Source organism: Qipengyuania triglochinis (assembly GCF_054655615.1).
In genome coordinates, this window is sequence record NZ_BAAHND010000002.1 from 494469 (window position 1) to 519903 (window position 25435).

A 25435-nucleotide genomic window follows, 5' to 3' on the forward strand; every position below is an offset into this window, starting at 1 on the left:
CGATGGGTCCTTTCGCCAAGGCTTGTGCCATTCGCCCTGCGGTTACGAAAGGCTTTACCGAAGCGCGGCGATCTCGCGGCGGAAAGGGGCAACACGGCTGTCCGGGCGCGAAAGCGTGACCGCGCTCACCGATCCCGAGGCGTCAAACTCGAAGTGCAGCAAGTTGGGGTAATCTTCGACGCGGTAAACATCGCCGCCCACATGATGCATCCTGCTGTAATCGCGGCCAAGGAATTGGGTGAAAAATTCGGAGACGATAACCAGACCCGATGCCCGCTCTTCGATCCGGTAATCGAGACCGAGATTATAGAGCAGCCCCTTGTATGTACCCAGAATTGCGCCCTGCCTTTCGGGGGCCACGGCAATATCCTCGATAGGATGGCGGCCCGCCCACCCCATGGCATCGATGATGGTTCGGCGCGCATTCGCAAACACCGGCCCGGTGTTATCGTCATCGCCATTGCCCATTAAGACAAAGCCGTATCCGCCCTCCATCGCGGCAAAGAGATCGGAATTGACGCCGGTGTTGGAGCCATCGTGGCGGAACCAGTCGGTATTGCCGAAACCGAAACCGCGGAAGAAGGGCATGCCCATCCCGCCAACGTACTGAAGCGAGAAGATGTCGGTCATGGATCGGGCGATCGCCGGAGTGACAGACCCCACCGTCTCGCCGTGCAAGGCGCGTTGGATGGCAATGGCGAAGAGCGCGAGATCGTGCGGGGTCGACCACATACCGGAAGCCGAGACTTGCGGCGTGATCGGAAGCCCGTCGCGAATTTGCCTGCCCTCGCTATCGTGCACCAGCGCGGCGTCCTGCGGAAAGCCGGGTTCTCCGGGCTGAATCATGGTGGTGTGCTGCATGGCGAGCGGACCGAAAATCTTCTGCTGCGCCAGCGTATGCAGGTGCAGGCCCGTCAGGTCTTCGAGCGCCATCTGCACGATGACATAGCCGCCGCCGCTGTATTTCCAGTCCGAGCCGGGAGCGAACAGGAATTCGATCGGTTTGTCGTAACGCGGCAGACGCCCCTCCACGCTGTCGATCAGGCTGGGAATCGCGTCGCCCTGGTAGAAGTCGGCGAAACCGTGCTGCGAGGTCCCCGCGGTGTGCGTCAGCAATTGCCGCCAGCTTACCTCAGTGGCGCCAGGAAAATCGCTTTGCGGCAGCTGCCAGTGGGTGAGGGTTTGCGCGATCGGCGCGTCAAGATCGATCCGCCCCTCCTCCGCCAGAATCAGGCAAAGCATGGCAGTTACCGGTTTCGAAATCGAAGCAGTCGAAAAGGCCGTGGTCTCGCGGACGGGCTCTCCCGCTACCGATCTCGCTCCATAGGTTTGCGTGCGGATCGCCCCGTAATTGTCGAACACGGCCACGCTGAGGCCCGTGAGACGATGCTCGGCCATGTCTTGCTCGATGCCTGAAAGCGCCGGGTTCGCGGCGACCGGAGGCGGGGCACTCGCCTCGGGCACGGTGGCGCAGGCGGAAACGGCTAGCGTGCCAAGGGCAAGTAGGAAACGATTGATGACGGCGATCCTTGCTAGTGTGTTATTGCGTTAAAACACTAGCAAGGTGATCTCGCTGGTCAAGCTGAAGATTTAGAGCTGTTTCGTTCACCACGCACGTCACCTCGGCCCCGAACTGGGTTCTGGCTGCTATCATTGGGCGTGAGGAAAAGCTGGGCCCTGGAGCAGGTCCGGGGTGACGGAGAAGGTTTTCGCGCTTTGAGCACAAAATTAGTGGGGCTTCTTCGTTCTGGCTGCCGATCTTACATCCCACAAAGACATGAGCGCGAGACTGACGCATAGGCTCAGAGCGTAAGTCGGAATAAGGTCCATCGCGAAGGCATAGCCGTGTTCGAATGCATCCAAAGCGAACAGACAGGCCAGCGCGGGCGATCCCAGCAGAAGGGTATCTCGTGCGAAAGAACGTAACGCGCGCGCAAACATGGGAGCAGCCTATATCATTCTGGGCTATCCGCAATCGGTAGCGGTCGTAGCCACTGTGCGATCCGCGCATGGCGCTAGTTATACTTCCCCGTCACCCCGGACTTGATCCGGGGTCCAGCTTTTCCTTTAGCGCCCCACGAGAGGCAGCGGCCATGGACCAGAACATGAAAGCACTGCATCCGGAAATTGAGGCGCTGACCTAAGCCCGCGCCTCTTCCACGCCCGCGCTGTTGTGCCGCAGTGCGTTCAGCACCGTATCCACGATATGCGGCGCATTCAGCCCCGCTTCGTCATACTGCTTCATCGGATCGTCCTGATCCTGGAAGGTGTCGGGCAGGCGCATGGTGCGCACCTTCAGGCCGTTGTCCGTCAGCCCCTCGTCGCTGGCATAGGTCAGCACATGCGCGCCGAGGCCGCCGATGGCGCTTTCCTCGATCGTCACCACCACTTCGTGGCTGCGCATCAGTTTCTCGATCAGCGCGGTGTCCAGCGGTTTGGCAAAGCGCATGTCGGCGACCGTGGTGGACAGGCCCTTGGCTTCCAGCTGGTCGGCGGCCTTTTTGGCTTCTTCCAGCCGCGTGCCCAGCGACAGGATGGCGACCTTCGTGCCTTCGCGGACGATCCGGCCCTTGCCGATTTCCAGCTTTTCGAGCTTTTCGGGAATTTCCACGCCCGTGCCGCCGCCGCGCGGATAGCGGAAGGCGATGGGGCCATCGTCATATTCAGCGGCGGTATAGGTCATATGCGCCAGCTCCGCCTCGTCGGCGGCGGCCATCACCACCATGTTGGGCAGGGTGGCGAGATAGGTCACGTCGAAGCTGCCCGCATGGGTGCAGCCATCGGCACCCACCAGACCGGCGCGGTCGATCGCGAAGCGCACGGGCAGGTTCTGGATCGCCACATCGTGCACCACCTGGTCATAGGCGCGCTGCAGGAAGGTGGAATAGATTGCGGCGAAGGGGCGCATGCCTTCCGCGGCAAGGCCGGCGGCAAAGGTCACGCCGTGCTGTTCGGCAATGCCGACATCGAACGCCTTGTCAGGGTGCGCCTGCGCGAATTTATCGACGCCCGTGCCGCTGGGCATGGCGGCGGTGATGGCGCAGATGCGCGGATCGGTTTCCGCCAGCTTGGCCAGCGTTTCGCCGAAGACGTTCTGATAGGCGGGCGGCCCGCCGGTGGATTTCTTCTGCTTGCCGGTGACGACATCGAACTTGGCGACGCCGTGATATTTGTCGGCGCTGTTTTCGGCCGGGGCATAGCCCTTGCCCTTTTTGGTCACGACATGGATCAGCACCGGGCCCTGTTCGCTGTCGCGCACATTTTCCAGCACCGGGATCAGGTGATCCAGATTGTGGCCATCGATCGGGCCGACGTAATAGAAGCCCAGTTCTTCGAACATGGTCCCGCCGGTCACCATGCCGCGGGCATATTCTTCGGCCTTTTCCAGCCCGCCCCACACGCGGCGCCCCATCCGGCGCGCCAGCTTCGATGCCATGGTCCTGAGGCCCAGATATTCGCTGGAGGACACCATGCGCGCGAGATAGGCGGACAGGCCGCCCACCGGCGGCGCGATCGACATGTCGTTATCGTTGAGGATCACGACCAGCCGGTTGCCCGCCTGTTCGGCATTGTTCATCGCCTCATAGGCCATGCCTGCGCTCATCGCGCCATCGCCGATCACCGCGATGCCGCGGCCGGGCCGCGCCTGCATCTTGTTCGCCATGGCAAAGCCCAATGCGGCGCTGATCGAGGTGGAGGAATGCGCGGCGCCGAAGGGATCGTATTCGCTTTCGGCGCGCTTGGTGAAGCCGCTGAGCCCCCCGCCCTGCCGCAGCGTACGGATACGGTCGCGGCGGCCGGTCAGGATCTTGTGCGGATAGCACTGGTGGCCAACGTCCCACACCAGCTTGTCGGTCGGCGTGTCGAAAACATAGTGGATCGCCGTGGTCAGTTCCACCACGCCCAGCCCCGAACCCAGATGCCCGCCGGTCTGCCCGACGGCGTCGATCATCTCTTCGCGCAGTTCGTCGGCCAGCTGGCGGAGCTGGCTCTGGTCGAGTTTGCGAAGGTCGGCGGGGGTGTCGACAGTGTCGAGCAGGGGGGTATGCGGGCGGTCACTCATACGAATGCTCTACACTTGGTTTGCCGAACTGTCGATGAACGGCTTGTCGATGAAATTGCACGCTTGGGCGCAGTTAAGGTAAGGAATGGCCGCTGTGGCCACGTCCTTTGGGAAGGCGATTGCTATTCCAAGGCCGCGCTCAGGCGGCGCAATCGTCACATAATCCGCGCAGTTCCACCACGGGGCGCACATCGCGGAAACCCGCATCCTTGCCTGCCACGCGCAGCGCGCCGGTGACGCGCTCATCGTCGATATGCATGGCCTTTCCGCAATCGTCGCAGATCAGGAAGATGCAATCGTGGCGGCAGCCGGGATGCGTGTTGACGAGATAGGCATTCGCGCTCTCGATCCGGTTGGCGAGGTTGTTGCGCACGAACAGGTCGAGGATGCGATAGACGCTGTTGGGCGCCACGCGCTTGCCGCGCGATGCCGAAAGATTGTCGGCAATGTCATAGGCGCTGGCAGGCTTTTCATGCCGCGCCAGTTCCTCGAACACGGACTGGCGCATACCCGTCCATTGCTCACCCGAATCGGTCAGCGTGATACGGGCCGCGTCGATCAGATCGTCGCCCGAATGTTCCTCATGTGCGTGTGCATGTCCTGCCATGCCCCAAAAGTAGGGCGGGCAGCGCCGCTGCGCAAGTCAGTCGCGCTTGAACTCGGCGCGATAGGCACTGGGATAGAGCCGCTTCAGCGCCGCGACCTTGGGCGCATCCCACCGCACGATGTAGCCGTGGCGCGGATTCTTGGCGGCAAAGTCTTGGTGATAGGTTTCGGCTGGGTAGAACCCCTGCGCGCGCTCGATCTTGGTCACGATCGGCTTGTCCCACACGCCTGCCTTGTCGAGCTGGGCGATATAGGCCTTGGCCACCGCGTTCTGCTCGGCGGATGTCGGGATGATGGCGCTGCGATAATGCGCGCCCCGGTCCGGGCCCTGGCGGTTGAGCTGGGTCGGATCGGCGATGACGGAAAAATAGATGCGCAGCAGCTGGTCGTACCGGATCACAGCGGGATCATAGGTGACCTTCACCGCCTCGGCATGATCGGTCACGCCGCTGGAGACGATGGAATATTTGGCCGACCGTTCGGTGCCGCCGTGATAGCCGGCCACGGCGCTGGTCACGCCCTTGGTATGGCTGAACACGGCTTCGACCCCCCAGAAACAGCCCCCGGCGAAGATGGCGGTTTTCAGGCCGCCGCTTTCCTTGGCGCGGGTCTGGGCGGGCGGTGCCTTCACCGCTTCCTCGGCAGCCATGGCAGGCTGCTGGCAGGCACCGGTCAGGACCAGCGCCAGCGAGGAGAGGAGAAGGGGAATGCGCCGCATCAAATGATCGCGGCGACCGCCGAAACGATTTCGCCGCCGTTCGAAAAGGCAATGATGAAGGCTCCGGCCAAAAAGCCGATGCCGAAATTGCGATAGAGGTCGGGTGTGAAGAGATTCATGTCTTATGCTTTCGTGGCTCTATTCCACGTGGGTACACGCCGACTAATTGCAACGTGCTGAATACGATGGTTGTGAACGGTTCAGCCGATCACCGAATGGGGTGATCGGCCCGTGGGCCTACCGATCAAGAGGGTGTTCGGGGCCTTTTCCGGAACACTTAGTGGCGGAAGTGGCGCATGCCGGTGAACACCATGGCGAGGTTTTTCTCGTCGGCAGCGGCGATCACTTCCTCGTCGCGGATCGAACCGCCGGGCTGGATGATCGCCGTCGCCCCGGCCTCCGCCGCGGCAAGAAGACCGTCGGCAAAGGGGAAGAAAGCGTCCGATGCCACCGCGCTGCCGACGGTGCGGGACTGGTCCCAACCGTACTTTTCCGCGGCTTCGGCGGCCTTCATCGCAGCAATCCGGCTCGAATCGCGGCGGTTCATCTGGCCCGCCCCGATCCCCGCCGTCGCGCCGTCCTTGGCATAGACGATGGCGTTCGATTTCACATGCCGCGCCACGGTCCAGGCGAAGAGGCAGTCCTTCAGCTCCTGCTCGGTCGGCTGCCGCTGGGTCACAACCTTCAGATCTTCCTGCGAAATTGCGCCGTTATCCCGGGTCTGCACCAGCAGTCCCCCGGTGATGACGACCTGCGAAAAACCGGGCCGGCGAGGGTCGGGCAGGCCCTCGGTCAGCAGGAGGCGCAGGTTCTTTTTCTTCGCAAAAGCAGCCCGCGCAGCATCATCCGCGCCCGGTGCGACCACCACTTCGGTGAAGATCTGACAGATCGCCTCGGCAGTAGGCCCGTCGAGCGGCACATTGGTCGCCACGATACCGCCGAATGCGCTGACGCTGTCGCATTCGAGCGCGGCATTCCACGCATCGAGCAGGCTGTCGGCCTGCGCCACACCGCACGGATTGGCGTGCTTCACGATCACGACCGCAGGCTGGCCATCGGCAAATTCCGACACCAGCTCAAGCGCGGCATTGGCATCGTTATAATTGTTGTAACTCAGTTCCTTACCCTGCACCTGCTCGGCCTGCGGGAGGCCGGGTGAAGGGACGCGCTGCGGGACATAGAGCGCGGCCTGCTGATGCGGGTTTTCGCCATAACGCAGCGTGGACACCAGGTTCGATGCCATCGCGCGTTTCTGCGGGAAAGTCTCGCCTTGGTCGGCATAGGCGAACCACTGGCTGATCGCGGCGTCATAGGCCGCAGTCGCCGCAAAAGCCTTGGCCGCCATACGCTTGCGGAAATCGAGCGAAGTCGCGCCGCCATCCTCGAGTTCGGCGGTCAGCGTGGCATAGTCTGCCGGATCGGTGACGATGGTGACATATTGGTGGTTCTTGGCTGCACTGCGCACCATGGACGGGCCGCCGATATCGATGTTCTCGATGACCTCGTCGCGCTCGGCCCCCTTGGCCACCGTGGCTTCGAAGGGGTAGAGATTGACGACAACCAGATCGATCGCGCCGATTGCGTGCTCGTTCATCGCGGCGGCGTGTTCGGCATTGTCGCGCACGGCCAGCAGGCCGCCGTGCACCATGGGGTGAAGCGTCTTTACGCGCCCGTCCATCATCTCGGGAAAACCCGTAATATCAGAGACATCCTTCACATCGAGACCGGCTTCGCGCAGCGCCTTGGCGGTTCCGCCGGTCGATACCAGCTCCACGCCTTTGGCAGCCAGCGCCTTGCCCAGATCCACAAGGCCGCTTTTGTCGGACACCGAAAGAAGGGCCCGCTTGATGCTCACATCGCTCACGTACAAATCATCCCATTTTCTTGAGCAGCCAGGGGAAACGTTCCCCGCCGCGCGCGGCCATGCCTTCGACCACGATCTGCTGCACGCCGTGCGGACGACCATAGCCGTCGACCCACAGGCTGTCCTCCAGCGTGCAGTGCGCCTCGCCGCTAACGCTTGCGAGGCGGAATTGCCAGTAACTTGCGTCAGGCAAGGCGAGGTGTGCGCCCATCCCGTCGTCGGTCAGCCGCGCCTCGATACCGCGGCCGAGGTGGAAGCGGATCGCAAAGCCGACCTTGCCGCGCTGCCCCTTCTTGCCCGAAGGTTCGAGCACATCTTCACCGCGCAACTCCGCCCCATCGTCCGACAACAGCAGGATCCGGCGGTGCTGCAGGCCATAGCGCGCGACATAGCCGTTATGCGCCGCTTCCAGCCTGGTCGCCCGGCGGCCGCCCTGACGGACGGCTTCACGAGTGAAGTCGACCTCTTCCACCCCCTTGCCGATCTGGCCATTGAGAAGCACGGCTGTCGAATTGGCTTCATCCAGCACCAAGGTGGAATGCGCCGAAGTTCCGCGAAGGCCTTGTTCGATGCGTGCGGGGACAAGCGCCCCCGCCAGTTCCGATCCGCCGCAATTGACGACGATGCGCTGGTTCTTGTGTGAAAATTCGAACGCCAGCGTGGATGCACTTCCCTGACGGGCATGGCGGGGCCGTGGCGGAGGTGCTGCATCCATCACCAGAACACCGTGACGCGCCTTCACGCGCTGGTAACCCCATTGGCGCGATTCCAGCATCGGGCGGGCCCGGACGTCGCTCGCCACGATCAGCGCGTCGAGCGACGCGTCATCCATAGCTGCTCCACCCTGCCAGCTTCCCAGGCCCATATCCCCCATCCTTAAGGAAAGCAGGGCCGGAACCATGAGGCTGAGAAGAGCATCGAGCGCCGCAGGAGGCTGGCGCTTTACCGCCGCATAACAGGCCCGCAGATCGATCAGGAGCGATATCGCCTGAACCTGCGCCGACGGACTGCGCGAGAAAACGCCGCCATCGTCGCTCACCAGTTCGCCGAGCGATTTCAGCAGTCCCGCCTCGCCATGCAGGCGCCGCGGTTTGCCGTCAGGCAGTAGCAAGCCTGCCGCCACGATGGCGGTCCAGCCGGTAACCTGCGCAAGCCCGTCGTCGCTTCCGGCGACATGCCTGTCGAGCCAGCGGGCCGTCGTCTCGATAGCGGTGAGCAGCGGCATTTTTAGCGCCTCGCCCTCTCCCGAAAGCAGGACAGGCGTGTGAACGAGCCAGTTCAAAAGGCGAAGACCTGCGAACTCCACATCCCAAGCCGCTCCTTTGCCGGGCACGGAATTCTGCTTGATCCAGGCACGGAATATACGGCCCGAGGTATCGGCACATTGCCCACGCGGCGCACAGGAAGACAAGTCACGCATCCAGGTGAACCCGTGCACTGCGCGCGCGAATGGCGGAGTTAGTTTGGACGGAGACGCAAAATCCAGCTTCCCGATGGGTGCCTTCAGTCCGCCGACCTGAAAATATCCTGCACGCAAAGCGACGCCTGCAGCCCGGTCTCCCGGAAGCGGGGTTTCGACCATGGCAAGAAAGCGTGGGCGCGCCGGTTTGCGCAGTGGTGCAGCCAGTATGGCCCCCGGCACACCAAGCTTGTACGCCCAGCGAATGGCGGCCTCCAGCGGTCCAGCATGCGGAAGCGCGAAATCAGCCGGCACCAATGCGCGCGACGGCTCAAGCGGTTCGGGGTCGACTTCAAGCGGCTCTTGAAAAGGAGGTGCGGCGGCAGGCATGACTGGCTGAGTAGCCTTAACCTGGCTGGCCGGGGGCTCTTCCCGCTCAACCTGCTGTTCGATCCGAGCAGACTCTTCGGCTTTGGCCTCGACCAGCGGTTCGTGGTCATCGAATAGCGGCAGGGCCGCTTGTGTACCGCCGGGCGCGTCGTCCCGGGTGGCGCTCAACAGATCGGATTGGCCTTCACTCATCCCTGCCCCTTCAGCGCAGCAATGTTGGCGGCATATTTCTCCACTCCGCCGCGGAATGTGGCAGAGCCTGCGACCAAGACGTCGGCGCCTGCCTCAATGCACATGGGAGCAGTTGACGGGTCCACCCCGCCATCGACTTGCAGGCGGATATCCTTTCCGGATTTCTCGATCATGCTCCGGATTGCTTCGATCTTGCGCAGCTGGGAGTGAATGAAGCTTTGCCCACCGAAGCCGGGGTTGACGCTCATCACGAGCACGAGGTCGACTTCCTCGATGAGGTAGTCGAGCATTTTGGCCGGCGTGCCCGGATTGAGAACCACGCCCGCCTTCTTGCCCAGGGCCTTGATCGCCTGCAGGGTGCGATGGATATGTGGTCCCGCTTCTGGATGCACGGTGATGATGTCTGCGCCGGCTTCCGCAAAAGCTTCGAGATAAGGATCGACCGGCGCGATCATCAGATGAACGTCGAACGGCTTTTCCGTATGCGGCCGCAAAGCCTTCACCACCGCAGGTCCGATCGTGATGTTGGGCACGTAATGCCCATCCATCACATCGATATGGATCCAGTCGGCCCCCGCCTGATCGACAGCACGAACCTCCTCGCCGAGCCGAGCGAAATCGGCAGAAAGGATCGAAGGGGAGATAAGGGGTGCTGTCATGCGCGTCAGTCCAAGACGTGGGTGGGTCGCCGTGCCTATAGTAGGATTACCTTTGCGCACTACGGTTCCACAAGTTTATCCGCAGGCTTATCCACGGGCCGTGTAGGGTTTAGGCTACGCGCCCGACTGGCGATTGAACGGTAAATTCAGCCGCAATTCAGAGCGGTGTGATATACCGCGCCTGAAATCGAGCGGGTCCGCCCGTCACAAGAATTATGGGGCCATTCAGCCATGACTAGAACATTATCCCTCATCACCGGGACCGCCGCGCTTGCGCTTACCGGTCTATCCTTTGCTGCCCCCGCGCAGGCGCAGTATCGGGAAGAGATTGCGCATGATCCAGCCAAGTGCACCTCTGGCAAGGGTCCGGCTGTGCTCGTCTCGATCAACGGCATCAAGGAATCGAAAGGGACCATTCGCATCCAGTCCTATCGCGCTACGAAGCAGGACTGGCTGGAATCGGGCCGGTGGATTTACCGCATGGAAGCGCCTGCGAAGGCTGGAACGATGCGGTTCTGCATGCCAGTGCCGAAACCCGGCCATTACGGCATCGCGGTGCGCCACGATATCAACGGCAACGGCAAGACCGACATCTTCAGTGACGGCGGCGCAATGTCGAACAATCCGAGCATCAACATCTTCAACCTCGGCAAGCCGAGCTACAAGAAAGTCGGCTTCGATATCGGCAACCGGGTCGAGAATATCTCGATCAACATGCGTTACCGCTGATTGCGGCGCGCGCGCCATAGCTCCCATGCGGCACCCGGCATAGCGAGCAGGGGGTGACGTTCGCGAAACGGCGTCACTTCAAGTGCGATTCCGGTATGCCGTTCGAGTTTCCAGGCACCATAGCGCGCGGCACCCTCGAACGTAGTGGTAGCCTTGGCGAGCCGCAGGATATTTAGCGGCTTTCCGAGCTTTTCTCGCTGTTTCCACCGGGCGCGCAGATCACGCTTCATCCGCTCCGGAAGGGTTGGCGAAAACCGATCGCTTTTTTGGGTATAGGTGATACCCGCAGCCTCCCATGCCGCCGGCAGAAGCCCGGCGAAATGCTCGGCATTGACTGACAATATCGAGTCCTCCCGGCCCGGCTTTTCCACCCGGAATTCGGCACGATAAGTGGCGCGGAACAAAGCTCGCCAATAATCTTCGGCGCGGCCTGCGTCCGGGCCCAGCACGGCGGCGTAGCGGCTTGCGGTGCAGGCAGCTTCGGCGATTGCATCCGATACAATTCCAACCGTTTCGTTGTCGCGCGACCAAGCCAATGCGCTCGGCTGCACGAAACGAGTCCAGATGGTCGTATCGCGGCTATTTCCGCTGGCGGCTTCGGCAAATTTTTCCAGGCTCATCGTGGCAATCTTTGCCCTCAGTGTCTCGCCTTCGTAATTCAGTTCGCGGTAGCTGACGCGCGGCCAGACACGCTCGCGCTGTTTGCCCGGGAGCAGCACATAGAAATCCAGCACGCCTTCGAGCGAGCCGGTGCGCAAGTTGGAACCATAAAACAGGACTGCCATCGCGCCCGTCTCTTCGCCCAGGCGCTGCGCATAGGCTTTTACCTCTGGCATGAGCGGGCGCGAGAGCGTTTCAACCACACGATTATGTAGCGTATGGCTCACTCGGCAACGAAGGTGAGTTCAGGCCCCTGTTCGATGCGGTAGCTTCCCGGCGCGAAATGCTCCCCGTCGAGTACGAAAGGTGCATCGAGGGTCATGGCGAATCCGTCTGCCGCGACATGATGCAGACCTTGGCGCTTGAGCCAGCTTGGATGCCAGCCCGCGAGGATCGCCGGGACGGAAAAAAGCACGCGGCGGCGCGGGTGGTCGAGTAGGAGCAGGCGAATGCCGCTCTGGTCTTTCCCGAACAGCTTGATGTCGAGCGGCATCGTCTGAAGTGTCGACGCGAGCATGATGTGCCTGCGCTGTGGGTCGCCAAACCCCGATCGTTCGATCGGCTGACCGGATGGCAGATAGGCAAGCTTCAGACGCGTGCCCCGCCGCCACTGGTTGCGATCGCTGCCGAACAGAGCTTGCAAGACGCCCCAGGCGCTTGTCATTCCCACGGCGAGCGAATTGAAAAAGCCGATCTTGTGCGCATCCTGACCGGCGTCGACACCCAGGGAAAAGGCGCCTGCCCCCATGATGAAACCGAGCACGGGCGGATCCTTGCTGTCGATCGGTCGGATCGCGAGCGGCCTACGCCTCACCGTACGTCCGGTGGTGTAGGCAGCGATGGCCTGTGACAACGTCCAGTCCTCCGGCGAACCCAGGTCCACATTGAGGGCGTTGGTCTTGCCCTTCGGCAGGACCGCGATCTTGGGCCAGTTTTTGCCAAAGACGCTTTGCCCCATGGTCAGGACATCGCGCACCGTTCCATCTCCGCCGCTGATCACCAACAGGTCGATGCCGCGTTCTGCAAAACTAGCCAGTTCATGGACGATGTCGTGACGCGTATCGGGGCAAGCGACAGTAACGTTGCTGCGTCCCTCGCACTCGCGTGTTTCCGCGAGATTCTGATGGCTGCGCCGGTTCAGGATCACACCCACGCGGACGGCCTGGCCACTACGGCTTGCCGGCTGCAGCCGCAACGGCGCACGTGCGCTGTTACCCGCGTTCCGGGCAAAGTCCTCGAACTGGTAGATCGTACGTTCCATAGTCATGGCGCCCATGCCCCATAGAGCCGGGCGAGCCTAATTGTTTCCCGAAAGAGTCACACTTTGTCATGACTATGTAACCTATCGGCCAATGATTTCCAGCTTTTGCTCGAAACATGTCAGCAGGCCTAAGCGAGTGACACCGATTGCGTACCGCTGCCACTCGCCCCTGAATTCAGAAATCCGCCGAGATGCTGGCCTTGAACGTGCGCGGCTTCCCCTGCAGCAACGCCGAAGAGAAGGCGTCGAATGCGCTGGCCCAATAGCGTTCATTAGCGACATTCTCGACTGACAGACGCAGTGTCACAGGCGTTTCGCCGGCGGCGAAGACGTAACGCGCTCCAAGATCGAACCGGGTCCAGGTATCGAGTTCCAGAGTGTTGGCCGCATCGACCCACTGGGGTCCTGTATGAACGGCGCGTGCCGTCAGCGTGGCTCCTGTAAGGAAGGCCGGATCCCATTCCACATCCGCATTGGCAGTGTATTCCGGCACACCGGTGACTTTAGCGCCATTGTCGAATTCGGCATCGGTCAAGGCTGCCCCGCCGATCAGACGCAGTCCAGGTGCCAGTTCACCGCTCGCGGTGAATTCGATGCCTTCATTGCGCTGCTCGCCCAGATAGCCATAGGTGCCGTCTTCGAGCACGCCTTCTCCCGGCCGCTCGATGCGATAGGCGCCAAGGGTCAGGAACATGCCGCCAAGGCCAAGCTTTCCGCCGACCTCGTACTGGACCGACACGCGCGGTGCGAGCGCCTGTCCTGCGTTGGGCAATGGATTGGCAGGATCCAGCGGAACGAACGCTCCCACCTGGAGCGCCTCGATCCTGTTGGCGTAGAGCGACAGCTGTTCGACGGGCTTCACGACGATCCCGGCGACTGGAGTAACCTTGTCGTTATCGTAGAAGTCGACGAGCACGCCATCATAGCCGATGTTTCGCTGGCGAATGTTCTGCAGCCGCAGGCCGCCAGTCAGCAAGATGCGGTCGTCCCAAAAGCCCAGCGTATCCGAGGCAAAAGCGCTCCACAGCGTCGTTCGCGCAGTTGGATTTGGGTTGTCGAGATCGCCGCCGATGAAGCCTGTAGAGACAGGCTCCGCAACCTGCGGGGTTGCATAGAGATTGGTCTCGTAACTCGGGAGAAAGTCGTAAGCCGTGCGGAATACCTGCCAGTTGGCGTTGCCACCGAAATTGAATTCGTGCGTCACCGCTTCGCCGAGTTTGACACGTAGGCCGGCTTCCACGGCTTCGTTATTGGTCGTGGCGGGGACGAACAAGGCCGACCCTGCGGCAGCACCAGTGTCCACATCATTGACGGTAACCCCGCCATAAATTCCTTTTTCCCGGCCATCACGCGCACCCGCTTTGGCGTAAACCATGGCGTTATCGGCCAAAGCATACTCGAGATTTACTGTCCCGAAGACATCGCGCAATTCGCTGTAGGTAAAGTCCTGCGCGTAATTGGCATCGGCTTCGGGAACGTCCGGAATGGCGGAAGTTCCCAGCGTCACCTTGGGGCGCAGTCCGTCAACCCGGATTTCCTGAAATGCCAGATCCAGCACAGCTTTGAACGGTCCCGAAGCGTAATCGATTGCCGCTCCAACTACGGCCGTGCGCCGATCTTCGCGATCGATCGATGTCTCTCCATCGAGATAAGCGCCATTCAGCCGGACGCCCCATTCGCGATTTTCGCCGAAGCGCCGCGAAACGTCGACCGCCCCGCCGAAGCGAGCATTTTCTTCCGCCGATCCGGTAACCCGCACGAGGTCTCGTTCGCCAGCCCGCTTGAGTTGCAGGTTGACGTTGCCGCCGAGGCCTGTCCCTCCTGGTGCGGCACCGTTGAGAAAAGCGCTGGCTCCGTTGAGAACCTGCACGCTGCCATAAAGCTGTGGAGCCACCAACTGGCGCGGTCCGATCCCGTAAAGGCCGTTTACGCCGACATCGTCGCCGAACAGGGTGAAGCCACGAACGACGAATTGCTCTGCAGCATTGCCGAAGCCGTAGGTCGTACGAATGGTCGCATCATTGTCGAGCACGTCGCCCAGCGTCTGGGGCTGCTGGTTGAGGATCAGGCTTTCGTTATAGGTACGGATGGTGAAAGGCAGGTTTTCCGCAGCCTTGTTGCCGAGAACGCCCGCGCTACCGCCATTGGTGACTTCCGATTGGTTGGCGCGCTGGGCAGTCACGACGATTGTGTCTTGATCGTCCTGTGCATGCGCCACTGCAGGCAGCGACAGGGCCAGGGCAAGCGTGGAAATGCGCGTCATACGGTTCATCGTCGGGTCTTTCGTGATCAATTTGAGGATCGTCTGGGAGCACGGCGCAACAGGCCGAAAAGAAGGGTGAGCGGGGCAAGTCCGGCGAAGCCCCAAGCCAAGGCGTCTCTCGGTCCGTTGCCGGTCAGACCGAGAACGAGGCCGATGAGCATGGCTGTGCCGATCAGCAGGGGCACCGCAAATATCGCAGAAGGTCTGCGCCGGGATCCTTTCACGACGACGCCTGCGGAATAGTGCCGGTGCGGATCTCTTCGATCCGGCGCTCGATATTGCCCGGTGTACGTTTGAACCACAGCAGGATGCCGGTCCACAGCACCCAGATGGTGGCCAGCGTCAGCACCGCCCAGATCAGCTTGAGCGGCAGGCCCCCGTAATCGCCGAAGTGCAGGGGCTTGGACATCATCAGCGCTTGATTGAGCGCAGGCATGTTGCGGGCATCGGTTAGCTCGGCGGTGGCCGCATCCACCAATGCCGGCGTCAGAAGATGTTGGGTGAGAGGACGGTCGCCCTGAAAGAAGATTGCATAGTGGTGACCGGACGACCAGTCGCCGCCGGGAAACCCTATGAATTGCGGGCTTCTGCCGGGCAGGGCTCGGTTTGCCGCGTCCATTGCCGCATCCAGCGAGCCATAGTCCTGCGGCGCTATGGAAGGGGTTCCTGCATAGGAAGCGGTCATCCGGGCAACTTCGCCGTCGCGCCAGCTGTCCGTCAGCGGGTCGGCGAATGCGTTAATGGCTCCCGTGAGGCCGATGACTAGCATCCACGCCAGAGCCACTATGCCGAAGAAATTGTGGTGATCGAGGCGGCGCAGCCGATCGCTTCGGTTCCTGCGTATGGTTCCGAAGGCGATCTTGCGCATGAAGGGGGCGTAAAGGACGGTGCCCGAAACGAGAGCGAGGACAAATAACAACCCCATAATGCCCAGAACCAGCATGCCGGGCAGGCCTAGAAACATGTCGGTATGGAGCTGGAGGATGAAGTCCATCACCGGATTGACCGGCGCCGGGCCCAGTGAAGCGCCGGTTGTACGGTCGAAGAAAAAGAGGTCCATCTGGTCGGGAGCGGCGTCAGGACTGGGGCCGGTAGTCACCGTCAGCAGCGGGCTGTCCTGGCTGAAAGCCATGAATAAAGGCACTGATCCGGGGCTTCCCGCCAAAGCCTTGTTCAGCATGATATCGAGCGGCAAGCCGCTATCGGCGGAGGGGGGGCCGCTCAGCGTAGCTTCCGTATCCCCAGCCATCGCGGCATCGATCTCGTCATGGAAAACCAGCGGCAGCCCGGTCACGCACAACATCAGCAGGAATACCGTAGGAATCAGGCTGCTCCACTTGTGGATCAGATACCAGATTCGGATTGCTCGACGAGACATGCGGGCCCGCTACCGACACCCGCAGACCGGGTCAATGCTAATCATTCGCAATAGCACGCCATGTCAGTTGCGTTGTCCTGTTGCATCAGGTCTGATCGCTCCGCATGTAGTTACATCTGCTGGGCGCACTCGATCACTTCGATTTCCCGTGACTGGATCGAACCTTCCGGGCCAACCGTAACGGGTGCCGGATCGGCCATGCAAATGCCAAGCCGCTCAGCCTGTCCAGGATCGACTACAAGCTCGTAGGATCCAGGCTTAATCTGTTCGAAAAAGAAGTAACCGCCTCTCTCGGACCGGGCATTACCCCCGACCTTGCCCGTTCCATCGACGAGTACGAGACGAAGCCCGGAAACACCCCTATCCCGGCTGTTGCCCCTGAAAGACACCGTACCTTCGATCTCGCTTTGCGCCACGATCGGAAAATCCATGACATGAAAGCGGCCGGCGCGAGGCACGAATTCTATACCGCGCTCTACCGGGACCATGAGAATATCGGGTAGCGTCGTTGGATCGACCTGCACCGTCGCGCGATTGCCATGGCCCAGATGCGTGAGGCGAGTCGTACCATCCGCCCTCGTTGCCCCGACATTATTGCTGACCGTAAATCCGACGTTCTCGAGCGCGATGTCCCCATCGCTGAAAACGCTGTCCCCATCCATATCCTGAAACGCCCGGAGGCTTACGCCACCCGAAGAAGCCTGTCCCGGACGGGCGAGGAAGAATTCGCGAGTCAGCGGGTCGCGACCGAAACTGAAACCGAGCCTGATCGCCGCCGAATAGTTTTTCAGTCCGAAGCCGTAATTGCCGTCGAATGCCACCGAGAACCGGTCGAATTCGCGAATTGCGGATGCTCCCAAACCAAGGCCCCCGCCGTTAAAGGAATAGGATGCCCTCCCATTCACGACCGTCCGGTCATCAATCTGACGGTCGATCTCGGCAGCCACATTGGTAAGCTCGGCACCGGGCATCAGCCGGTAGCCCACAGAAGCCCGAGCTTGGGTGCGCGAGCGGCGTAAGGTCGTCAGATCGAAACTTCCCCCGAGCTGCGAAAAGCCATCGCCGTCCCTGTTGCTGGCACGCAGATATTCGAGATTGTTGGACACGACCAACCCGGAAAATCGGGCCGATCCGCGAAGGAGAGCACGCATATCCGACCGCCCATCGAAATATTCGATGTTCCGGAGCCGTGCAGCAACCGGGATGACGGTTTCCGTCGCGCTGCCGAGCTTGACGTTCGTGTTGAGGTCCAGTTCGGTAGCCCGGCTCAACGGATCGCGATTGTTGCTGCGCAGCTCGTCGATGAAACCACCGCCATATTCGAAATGGGACAGGGCAAAGGCCCCTCCCAAAAGCTTGCCGCCCGTACCCAGGCCGACGGCATAGCTACCGCCGTCCGACATCGCAGCATCCGCACGAAGTGCAAGCCCACCCACGCCGCTGCGCAGCCCGGCAGTCCCGATAAAACCGCCGTCATCATCCTCGTCGAAGAAGGCGAGGCTTGCGAGCGCCGTAAACTCTTCACTCAAGCCGTACGACACGCGGCCTGCCGCCTGCCATCTGCCATAGCCTTCGGTAGGACGGAAATCGGGGCCATGCACTCCGAGCAGGTTCTCGCCGCGCTGGATCGCGCCGAAATCGTATTCCAGCTTGCCGCTCGAAAGGCGCCCGTCGCCGACGCTGACTCGCCTGACCTCTTCGCGGCGCTGGCCCTGCGGCCCGTAGAAAACGAAGCGGAATACATTCAGGCCGTAATCGACCGGGATTTCCAGAAATTCATATTGACCGTTAGGGGCATGGGCGACGGAACCGATGAGTATATCATTGCGATAGAGTTCCACTTCATACCCGCTCGGCAGAATGCCGCGCAGGTCGATCTGTTCGAAGACCGAGGCGCTTTCGAACGGGCGGTTGGTGACGAACCCGCCTCTGCCCGCGCGCCCTCGCAGCCCAACCGGCATGGAGGTGGTGGCGACATCTCCCAGCTGGAATTCGGTCGCAGCGAGAGGTCCCAGAAGGTCGCCATCGACATCGCGCCGGCCGATCTGGATGAGCGAAGACACCAGTCCGTCCTGAGTTGATGCCGAAAAGTATGACTGGCCAGTCAGGTAGGCGATGTCGCCCGATAATCGCAGGTCGCCCTCGAGCCGAGCGCCCTTCGCGGAGTCCGAGATCGGTCGCAGTTCGATATCGCCCATAGGTACCGAAATCGGCAGCCACGGGGTTTCCTGCCGCGTCCAGCGTTCTGCTTCGTTCGGGGTGCGGCGCTTTCCCAGCTTGGCGCGCTCCATTTCTCGCCGCAACCGCTCCTCGAAGGGAAAGGGTTCGAGAGTCGTCAACAGGATGGCCTGGCTGCGAAGGTTCGGTTCCACCTCGATTGGCAGTATCTCTGCGAAGATCTCGCTGCGGAGATACAATTCGCCCTCGAATGCCATGGCGTCTGCATGATCGAGTGCACGGCTTCCCTTGGTTGTGCGGAGCTCGCGCTGGCGAAGGTCGATCGTGAGTTTCCGCTCTTCATCGAGGAACCACCCGCTCGCGTAGTGGCCGTCATCGCTGATTCGAATGGCGAGATCCAGGATCCGCGTGAGTTCGCCAAAGGGAAGATACAACGCCTCCCGCGATCCGTAGGCTATAAGCGTATCGGCGGAATCGAAGCCCCTGATCCTCAGCTGCAGGATCAGCTCGTCATCGACAGTGAATAGCGGAATATCTTTCTGGTAGAGCGGAAAGGTCTGGTGGCCGGGGGTCAGGTCGAATGACTGCTGCTGCTGTTGAAATTCGGCCGTCGCTTGAGCCGGAGGATCGGGCGAATGAGGCGTACGGTCCTGCAGGGGGCCTTTTGACGATCCGGAAGGGGAAGCAAGGGACGAGCGAGGAAGTGAGTTTGGCCCGCTCCCTTTTGGGGGCATCGGGCCCGAAGTAGCTGTACGAGCGTCTGCCAGTGGAGGAGGATCTTGGGCCTCCGCTGGTTTTCTGCTGGCGGCGTCCAGAACAGTGCCGAACTTCGGGGCTGGGGAAGTGGTTGAATTGAGGCCAGGAAGGGTATCTGTTGGCAGTTGTGCGAACGATGGCACCCCGGCAAGCCAGGGTAACACACCGAGCGCATGGAGCATCCTCACGGGACGTTGAATTCCTGTCGGGCCAAAGTCCGCCCGGGGGCCACATCATCATCCACGAAGGTGGCCGTCAGGACCGTTCCCGGCGTCAAAAGGCTTCGGTCAAACTCCGGATCGAGTGCGACTTGCACCGAACGGGAGTCGATTTCCGGATACACCCCGATACCCTTTGCGATCGCAACAGGTTCGTCGATGCCTTCTGCAGTCACGACAACATCGCCATATGCGGAGCGCGTCCCACTCCGCGCAATGGTCAAAGCGATAGCGGGACCACCCTCGTCTTCGACAAAGGACACGTGCTTTAGGGCTACATCCAGCGTGGTGTCGCCCACGCGAATGATCACGGGAATGGAAATGCCGAAGCGGGGACGGATGGTGACGCCCACGCTTTCTTCGGCGCCTGCGCTGTCCCCCACGGCGTCTTCGATCGAAAAGCCCTCGTCGAGATCCCGCGGAACTGAGACCACCATGAAATGCGCCCGGTATTCGCCGTCCGGCAAATCGGCGGGCGGTCGGGCCATGATGCGTACTGTCTGCGCCTCGCTACCCGGAAGCATGACCCTGCGGGGAGACCAGCGCAGCATCTCGCTTGCGGCTTTGAGGTTGCTGGCATCGATACCGGCGGGGAGGTTGTCGACGGGGATTACTCTTCCTGTTTCAGTCATCAGCATGTCGCTGATCGATATCTCGTAGTCGCCATCGAACGGCGTCTTGTTGTAGATGCCGACAGAAGAGATGCGCTGTCGCTGGTCCATAACAATCCGCCGGGGATAGAGGTTGATATCCCCCATTCCGCCAACTGATCCGTCCGGAACCTCTCCAGGGTCAACTTGTGGGAGCGCGGTTTCTTCGGCAGCCTCGCTCTGCGCAGCTTCGAGTGCCAATCCTTGGGCATGGGCGGGTCCTGGCAATGCAAGTGGGATGCAACCAAGCATTCCAGCGATTGCACACGCCGCAACGTGGTAAACTTTGTTCATGAATTTGCCGCCCGATATCCCTCGTTCTCGAGGGTTTCGATACGTTGCAGCGGTTAATATTCGGTAAGCCCGGGTGCTTCCGGCTAATTGTAAACTACGGTAATGTCGAATTCCCCGATATAGGAACCAGGCGCCTGATTACCCTTTATCTGCAACGTCCCTCCGAGGTCGAGCCGGTAGACGCTAAAACGGCCCCAACCGGAGGTCACCGTCAGCCGGCCCTCTACGTTCGTAACATCCATGGTGTTACCGCCGCTGCGGAGCGTGATGTCTCTTGGAATCCTCACTGTGCCGCCGCGGTTGCCGGCCTGCTGTACACGGAACTGGGCAGGCCCGCGCCCATTGGCAGGCTGCGCCATCTGAGTTGAGGACGCGACATCGCCGGCCGGAGTGAACGCCCCACCCGGGGTGATCTGGATCGTACTGGGCGTCGAAGGCGATGCAAAACGTCCGAAGCGCAAGTCTGCCTGCCGCTGGATGCTGATCGGGTCAGCAACTTCGGCGGCCGCAGCACCACTGCCCTGCGCGCTGTTGCCTGGTTCGGCGAACGTGGCCGATGACCAGGCCAGAGCGGGTAAGACCGCCAGGCGCAACAATGTCGAAAGTGTCGGCATGCCCTGCCCTCCTGAAACATGAAGTCAGGCGCGGGGAGCTACGAAGAGCCCCGCGCCCGACATCAGATCAATTGTAGGAGACGGTCACGTCGTAAGTGCCGTTGTATTCACCGGCCGATTCGCCGCCTGCAACGGTCAGAACGCCGCCGACTGCGAACGTAGCAGTACCCGATGCAAGTGTGCCCGAGGCGGGTGCAGAGGTCGTGAAGGCCATCGTGTCGGTACCGTTTGTAACGGAGCCGGCCGTGGTGCTGATTGCGAAGCTGCGATTGGCATCGCCGGTCACGTCGAAAAGGTCGGCTGCTTCGGCCGATCCGCCGATCAGGGTGACATCGTTGTCAGCCACACCGGTGCCGGTAAGATCGACGGTCACGGTACCGCCATTGGTGCCAGTCGTGAAGGTGCCGAAATCGAGCGCAGCGCCAGTCTTGTGGGTGAGGGTGATGGGTGCGACAACTTCAGCGGTCGCCGCGCCTTGTGCGGTTGCCGAATCTCCAGGAGCAGCCATTGCCGGTGCGGAAACGACCGCTGCAGAAGCAGCGAGAATTGCGAATTTTTTCAAGGTTGGTCCCCTTCAAATTTTTGATCCCGGCTTTTGCCGAAATTACCGAAAACAGGAATCTGACTTGACCATTCCCGTCGGGACCAATGTTAACCGGAGTAAACTTAAGAACTTCCTTAGAGTTGCTAAAGATGAAATTAACCTCGATGGGCATCGGGATTCTGCGGTTTAAACCTGTTATTAAGGTTACCTTTTAAGCAATTAATTGTAAAAAACAGTGACAGGCAGTTCGGCAGTGAAGGCATCTGACTGAGTGCCTGCCGGAACCGATAGGATGCCGCCCACGAAGAAGGTGTCTTGACCAGCACCATCAAGGCGGCCACCGGATGACTGTGAAGGGGCGTTGATGCTGCGCATTTCCAGTCCGGACACGTCAAGACCGCGGCCCGTGCGACGACCATAAGCCACGATCTGCGAGGGCAGAGAAACCGCGTAAGTCTGGTCGGCTGCGCCGAATACTGCGAATCTCGCGGGATGAGGGGCGCACTCCTGCACACCCCCGCATTGCGGCCTTGCGGCCTGAAGATATTCGACCGTCGATCCGCTGGAATCCACCCGGACTTCTCCTGCCCCACCTTGATCCACCGAAATGCCACCGAAGGACAGATCGGCCAACGGAACGGCGCGAATCGGTGCGACAACTTCGGCGTTCGCGACACCACGAGTGGATCCCGCGGTCTGGGCTGCGGCTTGCCCCGACCAAAATATTGCAAGGAAAGCAAAAGCCCAGAGGTGGGGGCTTAAGTCAGAAAGCGTCCATTTCGCCTTCAAGACCAGTCCACTGACACCACCCGCCCGTCAAGATCGATCGGGATAGCGATATTCGCGCCCCCATAATTGCGCGTCACGTCGAGACGGGCACCGATATTGAAACTGCGAGCACAGGTCTTTGAACGACAGTTAGGAAGCTCGACCCGAACCAGCTGACCGTTGGAAATTCGGGAATATCCCGGCAAGTCAGTTTCGAATTGGCTCAGGCGGGCATCCACACCATCCTGGCGGATTCGGTCAGGCGCAGAGATGACGAGTTCGACCGTCACTGTAAGAGCTCTCGTGTTTGCGCCTTTTCTTTCATACTCCACTGTAAAGCGGCCTGGCTGTGCCTTGGTTCCTTCGAGGGCCACGATCGACTGATCGAGGATCGCTCCGGAGGGGCTGACACGCCTTGCGCCGCTTCCGAAGACCATGAAGGTTCCGAACTTCAGCTCGCCATCGGTCTGCACCCGCAAATCACCGGAGCGGGGTTGGGCGTGGGAGGTTGGTGGCAGGGCGAGGATGGCGGTGAGGGCCAGCGCGTATGTCGTGATGTGAACAAAAGATCGCACGGCCCCGCCCCTGTCAGATTTCCAACCCGTTTCTGCACTATGCCACGGATCGTTCGCGAATCCCAGATGGGCGGATCTGGCACGGCGGCACAGTGAGGGACCCGGGAATTCCCTATTGGGAACAGGATCTTACGGATACTTAGGGAAATGCTGGTGCACCCGACAGGATTCGAACCTGTGGCCTCTGCCTTCGGAGGGTAGCGCCTAGTGCCGGAAATGGCGGAAAACCCTTGTTTACGCGACCGGAATATGCGGAACAATCGACGAACAAATCAAGAATAGCGGTAATTTTCGCCGGAGTTTCGCCGGAGCTCAGGGGGCAGCCGATTGGCCCTGCGAAAACAGATGCCGCTGAATATCGAGGAAGGCGGAACGGATCTCGCCAGTCGATCCGAGCTTCCGTTTCGCATCGTTCATGCTGCCATAGCGGCTGCGGATAAAGTGGCTGAGGCGTTGGGTGTCGAGTTCGCGGATACCGTCTTTGGCGTAGGAGCCTAGGACGTAATCGAGAAACTCGCGCATTTCTTCCTCGTAGCCATCCATGCCTGTCGCCTTCGCCGTTTCGACACGTTCGGCTCGGGCTAGGGGGGCCAAGGTGAAACGGATATAGCCAAGCACGTCGAAGATATCCGAGTTCGGCGCATCGATCAGGCGGCGCATGTCCGCGAGGCGCTCGCGGTCGTAGCCCATTTCAGTCAGGCGCTGCAGGAAAGCGTTGCGGCGATCGGGATCACTCCAGATCTCGCGCAAATCGTCTTCGCTCGTGACCAGCGTGCCCAGATCACCGAACAGGTGGTCCATGAACTCCTGCGCCGTGATCGGGCGACCGTTGAACATATAGGTAGTCGCGCCGACGTAGCGGATCTTGCGCTCCTTGCCGTCGGCTAGCTTCACGATGACCTTCTCTGCCGGCTCCTTCGGGTCTTCTGGGTCTTGCGGATCGTCCGGCCCATCGGGACCGCCGGGTCCGGGACGAGGAGGTCGGGGATCTGCAGGGTCTTCCGGTTCGCCATCCCATTCGGGATCGTTGAAGTGCTCGTATGCCTTCACGAAATCGTAAATCGTAAAGAAGTCCTTCCCGTCGAAAGTGCGGGTCCCGCGACCGATGATCTGCTTGAACTCGATCATCGAGTTGATCGGCCGCAGCAGGACGATGTTGCGCACGTTGCGCGCGTCCACGCCAGTCGACAGCTTCTGCGACGTTGTCAGGATAGTCGGCAGCGTCTTTTCGTTGTCCTGAAATTCGCGCAGGTGCTGTTCGCCCAGCTTACCATCGTCCGCCGTGACCCGCTCGCAATAATGCGGGTCCGGATTGTCCTTGATCTGGTTGATGAAGTTACGGACTCTGGCAGCGTGATCCTGCGTGGCGCAGAAGACCAGCGTCTTCTGGCGCTGGTCGATCTGGTCCATGAATTCCTGAACACGGCTCATCTCGCGCTCGTCGATAATGAGCTTGGTGTTGAAATCGGCTTCCTTGTATTCCTTGTCCGGGTCGATCTCACCCGCGATCACCTCGTCCTCGTCGCTGAAGGTGTAGGTGTCCATGGTGCTCGCCATCTGACGCACCTTGAACGGCGTCAGGAAGCCGTCGCCAATGCCTTCCTTCAGCGCGTAGGTGTACACCGGCTCGCCGAAATACTTGTAGGTATCGGCGTTGGTGTCTCGCTTGGGCGTGGCGGTCAAGCCTAGCTGCACAGCGGGCGCGAAATATTCGAGGATCGCGCGCCAAGTGCTTTCGTCCCGCGCCCCGCCCCGGTGGCATTCGTCGATCACGATGAAGTCGAAAAAGTCGGGCGCGTAGCCCTCGAAGGTAAATTCGGTCTCGCCATCCTTCCCGCCGGTCATGAAAGTCTGGAAGATCGTGAAGAAGATGTTGGCGTTGGTGGGGACGCCGCCGCGCTTGCGCACTTCCTCTGGATCGATGCGGACGAGCGCATCCGGCGGGAAGGCGCTGAAGGCATTATATGCCTGGTCGGCGAGGATGTTGCGATCGGCGAGGAACAGAATGCGCGGGCGGCGCACCGGCTCGCGGCTGAGGTTCCAGCTGGACTGGAACAGCTTCCACGCGATCTGGAAGGCAATGCTGGTCTTGCCGGTGCCGGTGGCGAGCGTCAGCAGAATGCGCTTGTCGCCCTTAGCAATCGCTTCGAGCACGGCGGTGATGGCGTTGTGCTGATAATAGCGCGGCTGCCACTTGCCGCCGCCGGTCTCGAACGGCACCGCACCGAAACGGTCGCGCCAGTCGTTGCCCTGCGGGAAGCAACGCTGCCACAGCTCGTCCGGCTTGGGGAAAGGAAGGTCGTGATTGCCTTCCTTCCCGGTGTTCATGTCTATGCCATACCAGCCGAGCCCGTTGGTCGAGTAAGCGAAACGGGTTTCGAGGCGACGGGCATATTCCTTGGCCTGACCAACCCCGTCGGTGTGCCCCAACCCCGCGCGCTTGGCTTCGATCACGGCAAGCTGGCGGCCCTTGTGGGTTAGCACATAATCTGCCGAAAGCGCGTTGGCGCGCTCGCCTCCTGCCAAAATGCGACCCGGCGCAATGGTCAGCTCGCGATTGATCCCGGAGCCTTCGACCACGCCCCAGCCCGCCTCGCGCAAAACGGGATCGATGCGATTGGCGCGGGTGTCGGCCTCGGTTTCCTTATCGAGCATC

The 25435-nt window shown here is 61.1% G+C and carries 20 protein-coding genes; 1 reads left to right on the forward strand and 19 read right to left on the reverse strand.

The genetic code is table 11. The annotated features are described in order from the left end of the window. Positions 1–54: 54 nt before the first annotated feature. The 7 genes from ACYQ0G_RS08495 to rpe form a co-directional block, all read right to left on the reverse strand. Positions 55–1398, reverse strand: coding sequence for a serine hydrolase domain-containing protein (locus tag ACYQ0G_RS08495; RefSeq protein ID WP_460101623.1), 1344 nt, complete (start codon positions 1396–1398; stop codon positions 55–57). A gap of 742 nt (positions 1399–2140) precedes the next feature. Further along, positions 2141–4063, reverse strand: a complete 1923-nt coding sequence (dxs, locus tag ACYQ0G_RS08500) for a 1-deoxy-D-xylulose-5-phosphate synthase (protein WP_460101625.1) — start codon at positions 4061–4063, stop codon at positions 2141–2143. A gap of 139 nt (positions 4064–4202) precedes the next feature. After that, positions 4203–4670 carry a Fur family transcriptional regulator gene (locus tag ACYQ0G_RS08505; RefSeq protein ID WP_460101627.1) on the reverse strand — a complete coding sequence of 156 codons (468 nt, stop codon included), beginning with the start codon at positions 4668–4670 and terminating at the stop codon, positions 4203–4205. A gap of 36 nt (positions 4671–4706) precedes the next feature. Then, positions 4707–5387, reverse strand: a complete 681-nt coding sequence (msrA, locus tag ACYQ0G_RS08510) for a peptide-methionine (S)-S-oxide reductase MsrA (protein ID WP_460101628.1) — start codon at positions 5385–5387, stop codon at positions 4707–4709. Positions 5388–5664: 277 nt separating this feature from the next. Next, positions 5665–7251, reverse strand: coding sequence for a bifunctional phosphoribosylaminoimidazolecarboxamide formyltransferase/IMP cyclohydrolase (gene purH, locus ACYQ0G_RS08515; RefSeq protein ID WP_460101630.1), 1587 nt, complete (start codon positions 7249–7251; stop codon positions 5665–5667). Between the two features lie 7 nt (positions 7252–7258). After that, a complete protein-coding gene (locus ACYQ0G_RS08520; RefSeq protein WP_460101632.1) occupies positions 7259–9232 on the reverse strand; it encodes a heparinase II/III family protein in 1974 nt (657 codons plus the stop codon). Continuing rightward, a complete protein-coding gene (gene rpe / locus ACYQ0G_RS08525) occupies positions 9229–9891 on the reverse strand; it encodes a ribulose-phosphate 3-epimerase (RefSeq protein ID WP_460101634.1) in 663 nt (220 codons plus the stop codon). The genes ACYQ0G_RS08520 and rpe overlap by 4 nt, the downstream gene beginning before the upstream one ends. Positions 9892–10122: 231 nt before the next feature. On the opposite strand from rpe, the gene ACYQ0G_RS08530 reads away from it, so the two are divergent. Then, entirely contained in the window at positions 10123–10620 is a 498-nt protein-coding gene (locus ACYQ0G_RS08530; protein WP_460101635.1) for a DUF2141 domain-containing protein, read from the forward strand. Here the strand turns inward: ACYQ0G_RS08530 and ACYQ0G_RS08535 are convergent. From ACYQ0G_RS08535 to hsdR, 12 genes are all read right to left on the reverse strand, one after another. After that, positions 10611–11456, reverse strand: coding sequence for a hypothetical protein (locus tag ACYQ0G_RS08535; RefSeq protein WP_460101637.1), 846 nt, complete (start codon positions 11454–11456; stop codon positions 10611–10613). The genes ACYQ0G_RS08530 and ACYQ0G_RS08535 overlap by 10 nt on opposite strands. Before the next feature lie 47 nt (positions 11457–11503). Then, entirely contained in the window at positions 11504–12547 is a 1044-nt protein-coding gene (locus tag ACYQ0G_RS08540; protein ID WP_460101639.1) for a diacylglycerol/lipid kinase family protein, read from the reverse strand. A gap of 169 nt (positions 12548–12716) precedes the next feature. Then, entirely contained in the window at positions 12717–14813 is a 2097-nt protein-coding gene (locus ACYQ0G_RS08545; protein WP_460101640.1) for a TonB-dependent receptor, read from the reverse strand. Between the two features lie 17 nt (positions 14814–14830). Then, the gene (locus ACYQ0G_RS08550) at positions 14831–15028 is read right to left on the reverse strand and encodes a hypothetical protein (protein WP_460101642.1); all 198 of its coding nucleotides are present in this window, start codon (positions 15026–15028) and stop codon (positions 14831–14833) included. Then, positions 15025–16182, reverse strand: coding sequence for a PepSY-associated TM helix domain-containing protein (locus ACYQ0G_RS08555; protein WP_460101644.1), 1158 nt, complete (start codon positions 16180–16182; stop codon positions 15025–15027). The genes ACYQ0G_RS08550 and ACYQ0G_RS08555 overlap by 4 nt, the downstream gene beginning before the upstream one ends. Positions 16183–16292: 110 nt before the next feature. Then, on the reverse strand, positions 16293–19094 hold the full coding sequence (locus tag ACYQ0G_RS08560; protein WP_460101646.1) for a carboxypeptidase-like regulatory domain-containing protein: 2802 nt from the start codon (positions 19092–19094) through the stop codon (positions 16293–16295). Positions 19095–19300: 206 nt separating this feature from the next. Continuing rightward, complete coding sequence (locus ACYQ0G_RS08565) at positions 19301–20278, reverse strand: fimbrial biogenesis chaperone (RefSeq protein ID WP_460101648.1); 978 nt, start codon at positions 20276–20278, stop codon at positions 19301–19303. 83 nt (positions 20279–20361) lie between these two features. Beyond that, on the reverse strand, positions 20362–20892 hold the full coding sequence (locus tag ACYQ0G_RS08570; protein ID WP_460101650.1) for a DUF4402 domain-containing protein: 531 nt from the start codon (positions 20890–20892) through the stop codon (positions 20362–20364). Positions 20893–20959: 67 nt separating this feature from the next. Next, the gene (locus tag ACYQ0G_RS08575) at positions 20960–21454 is read right to left on the reverse strand and encodes a DUF4402 domain-containing protein (protein WP_460101652.1); all 495 of its coding nucleotides are present in this window, start codon (positions 21452–21454) and stop codon (positions 20960–20962) included. Positions 21455–21655: 201 nt separating this feature from the next. Further along, positions 21656–22069, reverse strand: a complete 414-nt coding sequence (locus ACYQ0G_RS08580; RefSeq protein WP_460101654.1) for a DUF4402 domain-containing protein — start codon at positions 22067–22069, stop codon at positions 21656–21658. Between the two features lie 152 nt (positions 22070–22221). Continuing rightward, positions 22222–22779: a DUF4402 domain-containing protein gene (locus ACYQ0G_RS08585; protein WP_460101656.1), complete on the reverse strand. Its 558-nt coding sequence runs from the start codon at positions 22777–22779 to the stop codon at positions 22222–22224. Between the two features lie 312 nt (positions 22780–23091). Then, positions 23092–25434, reverse strand: a complete 2343-nt coding sequence (hsdR, locus tag ACYQ0G_RS08590) for an EcoAI/FtnUII family type I restriction enzme subunit R (RefSeq protein ID WP_460101658.1) — start codon at positions 25432–25434, stop codon at positions 23092–23094. Position 25435 lies beyond the last annotated feature (1 nt).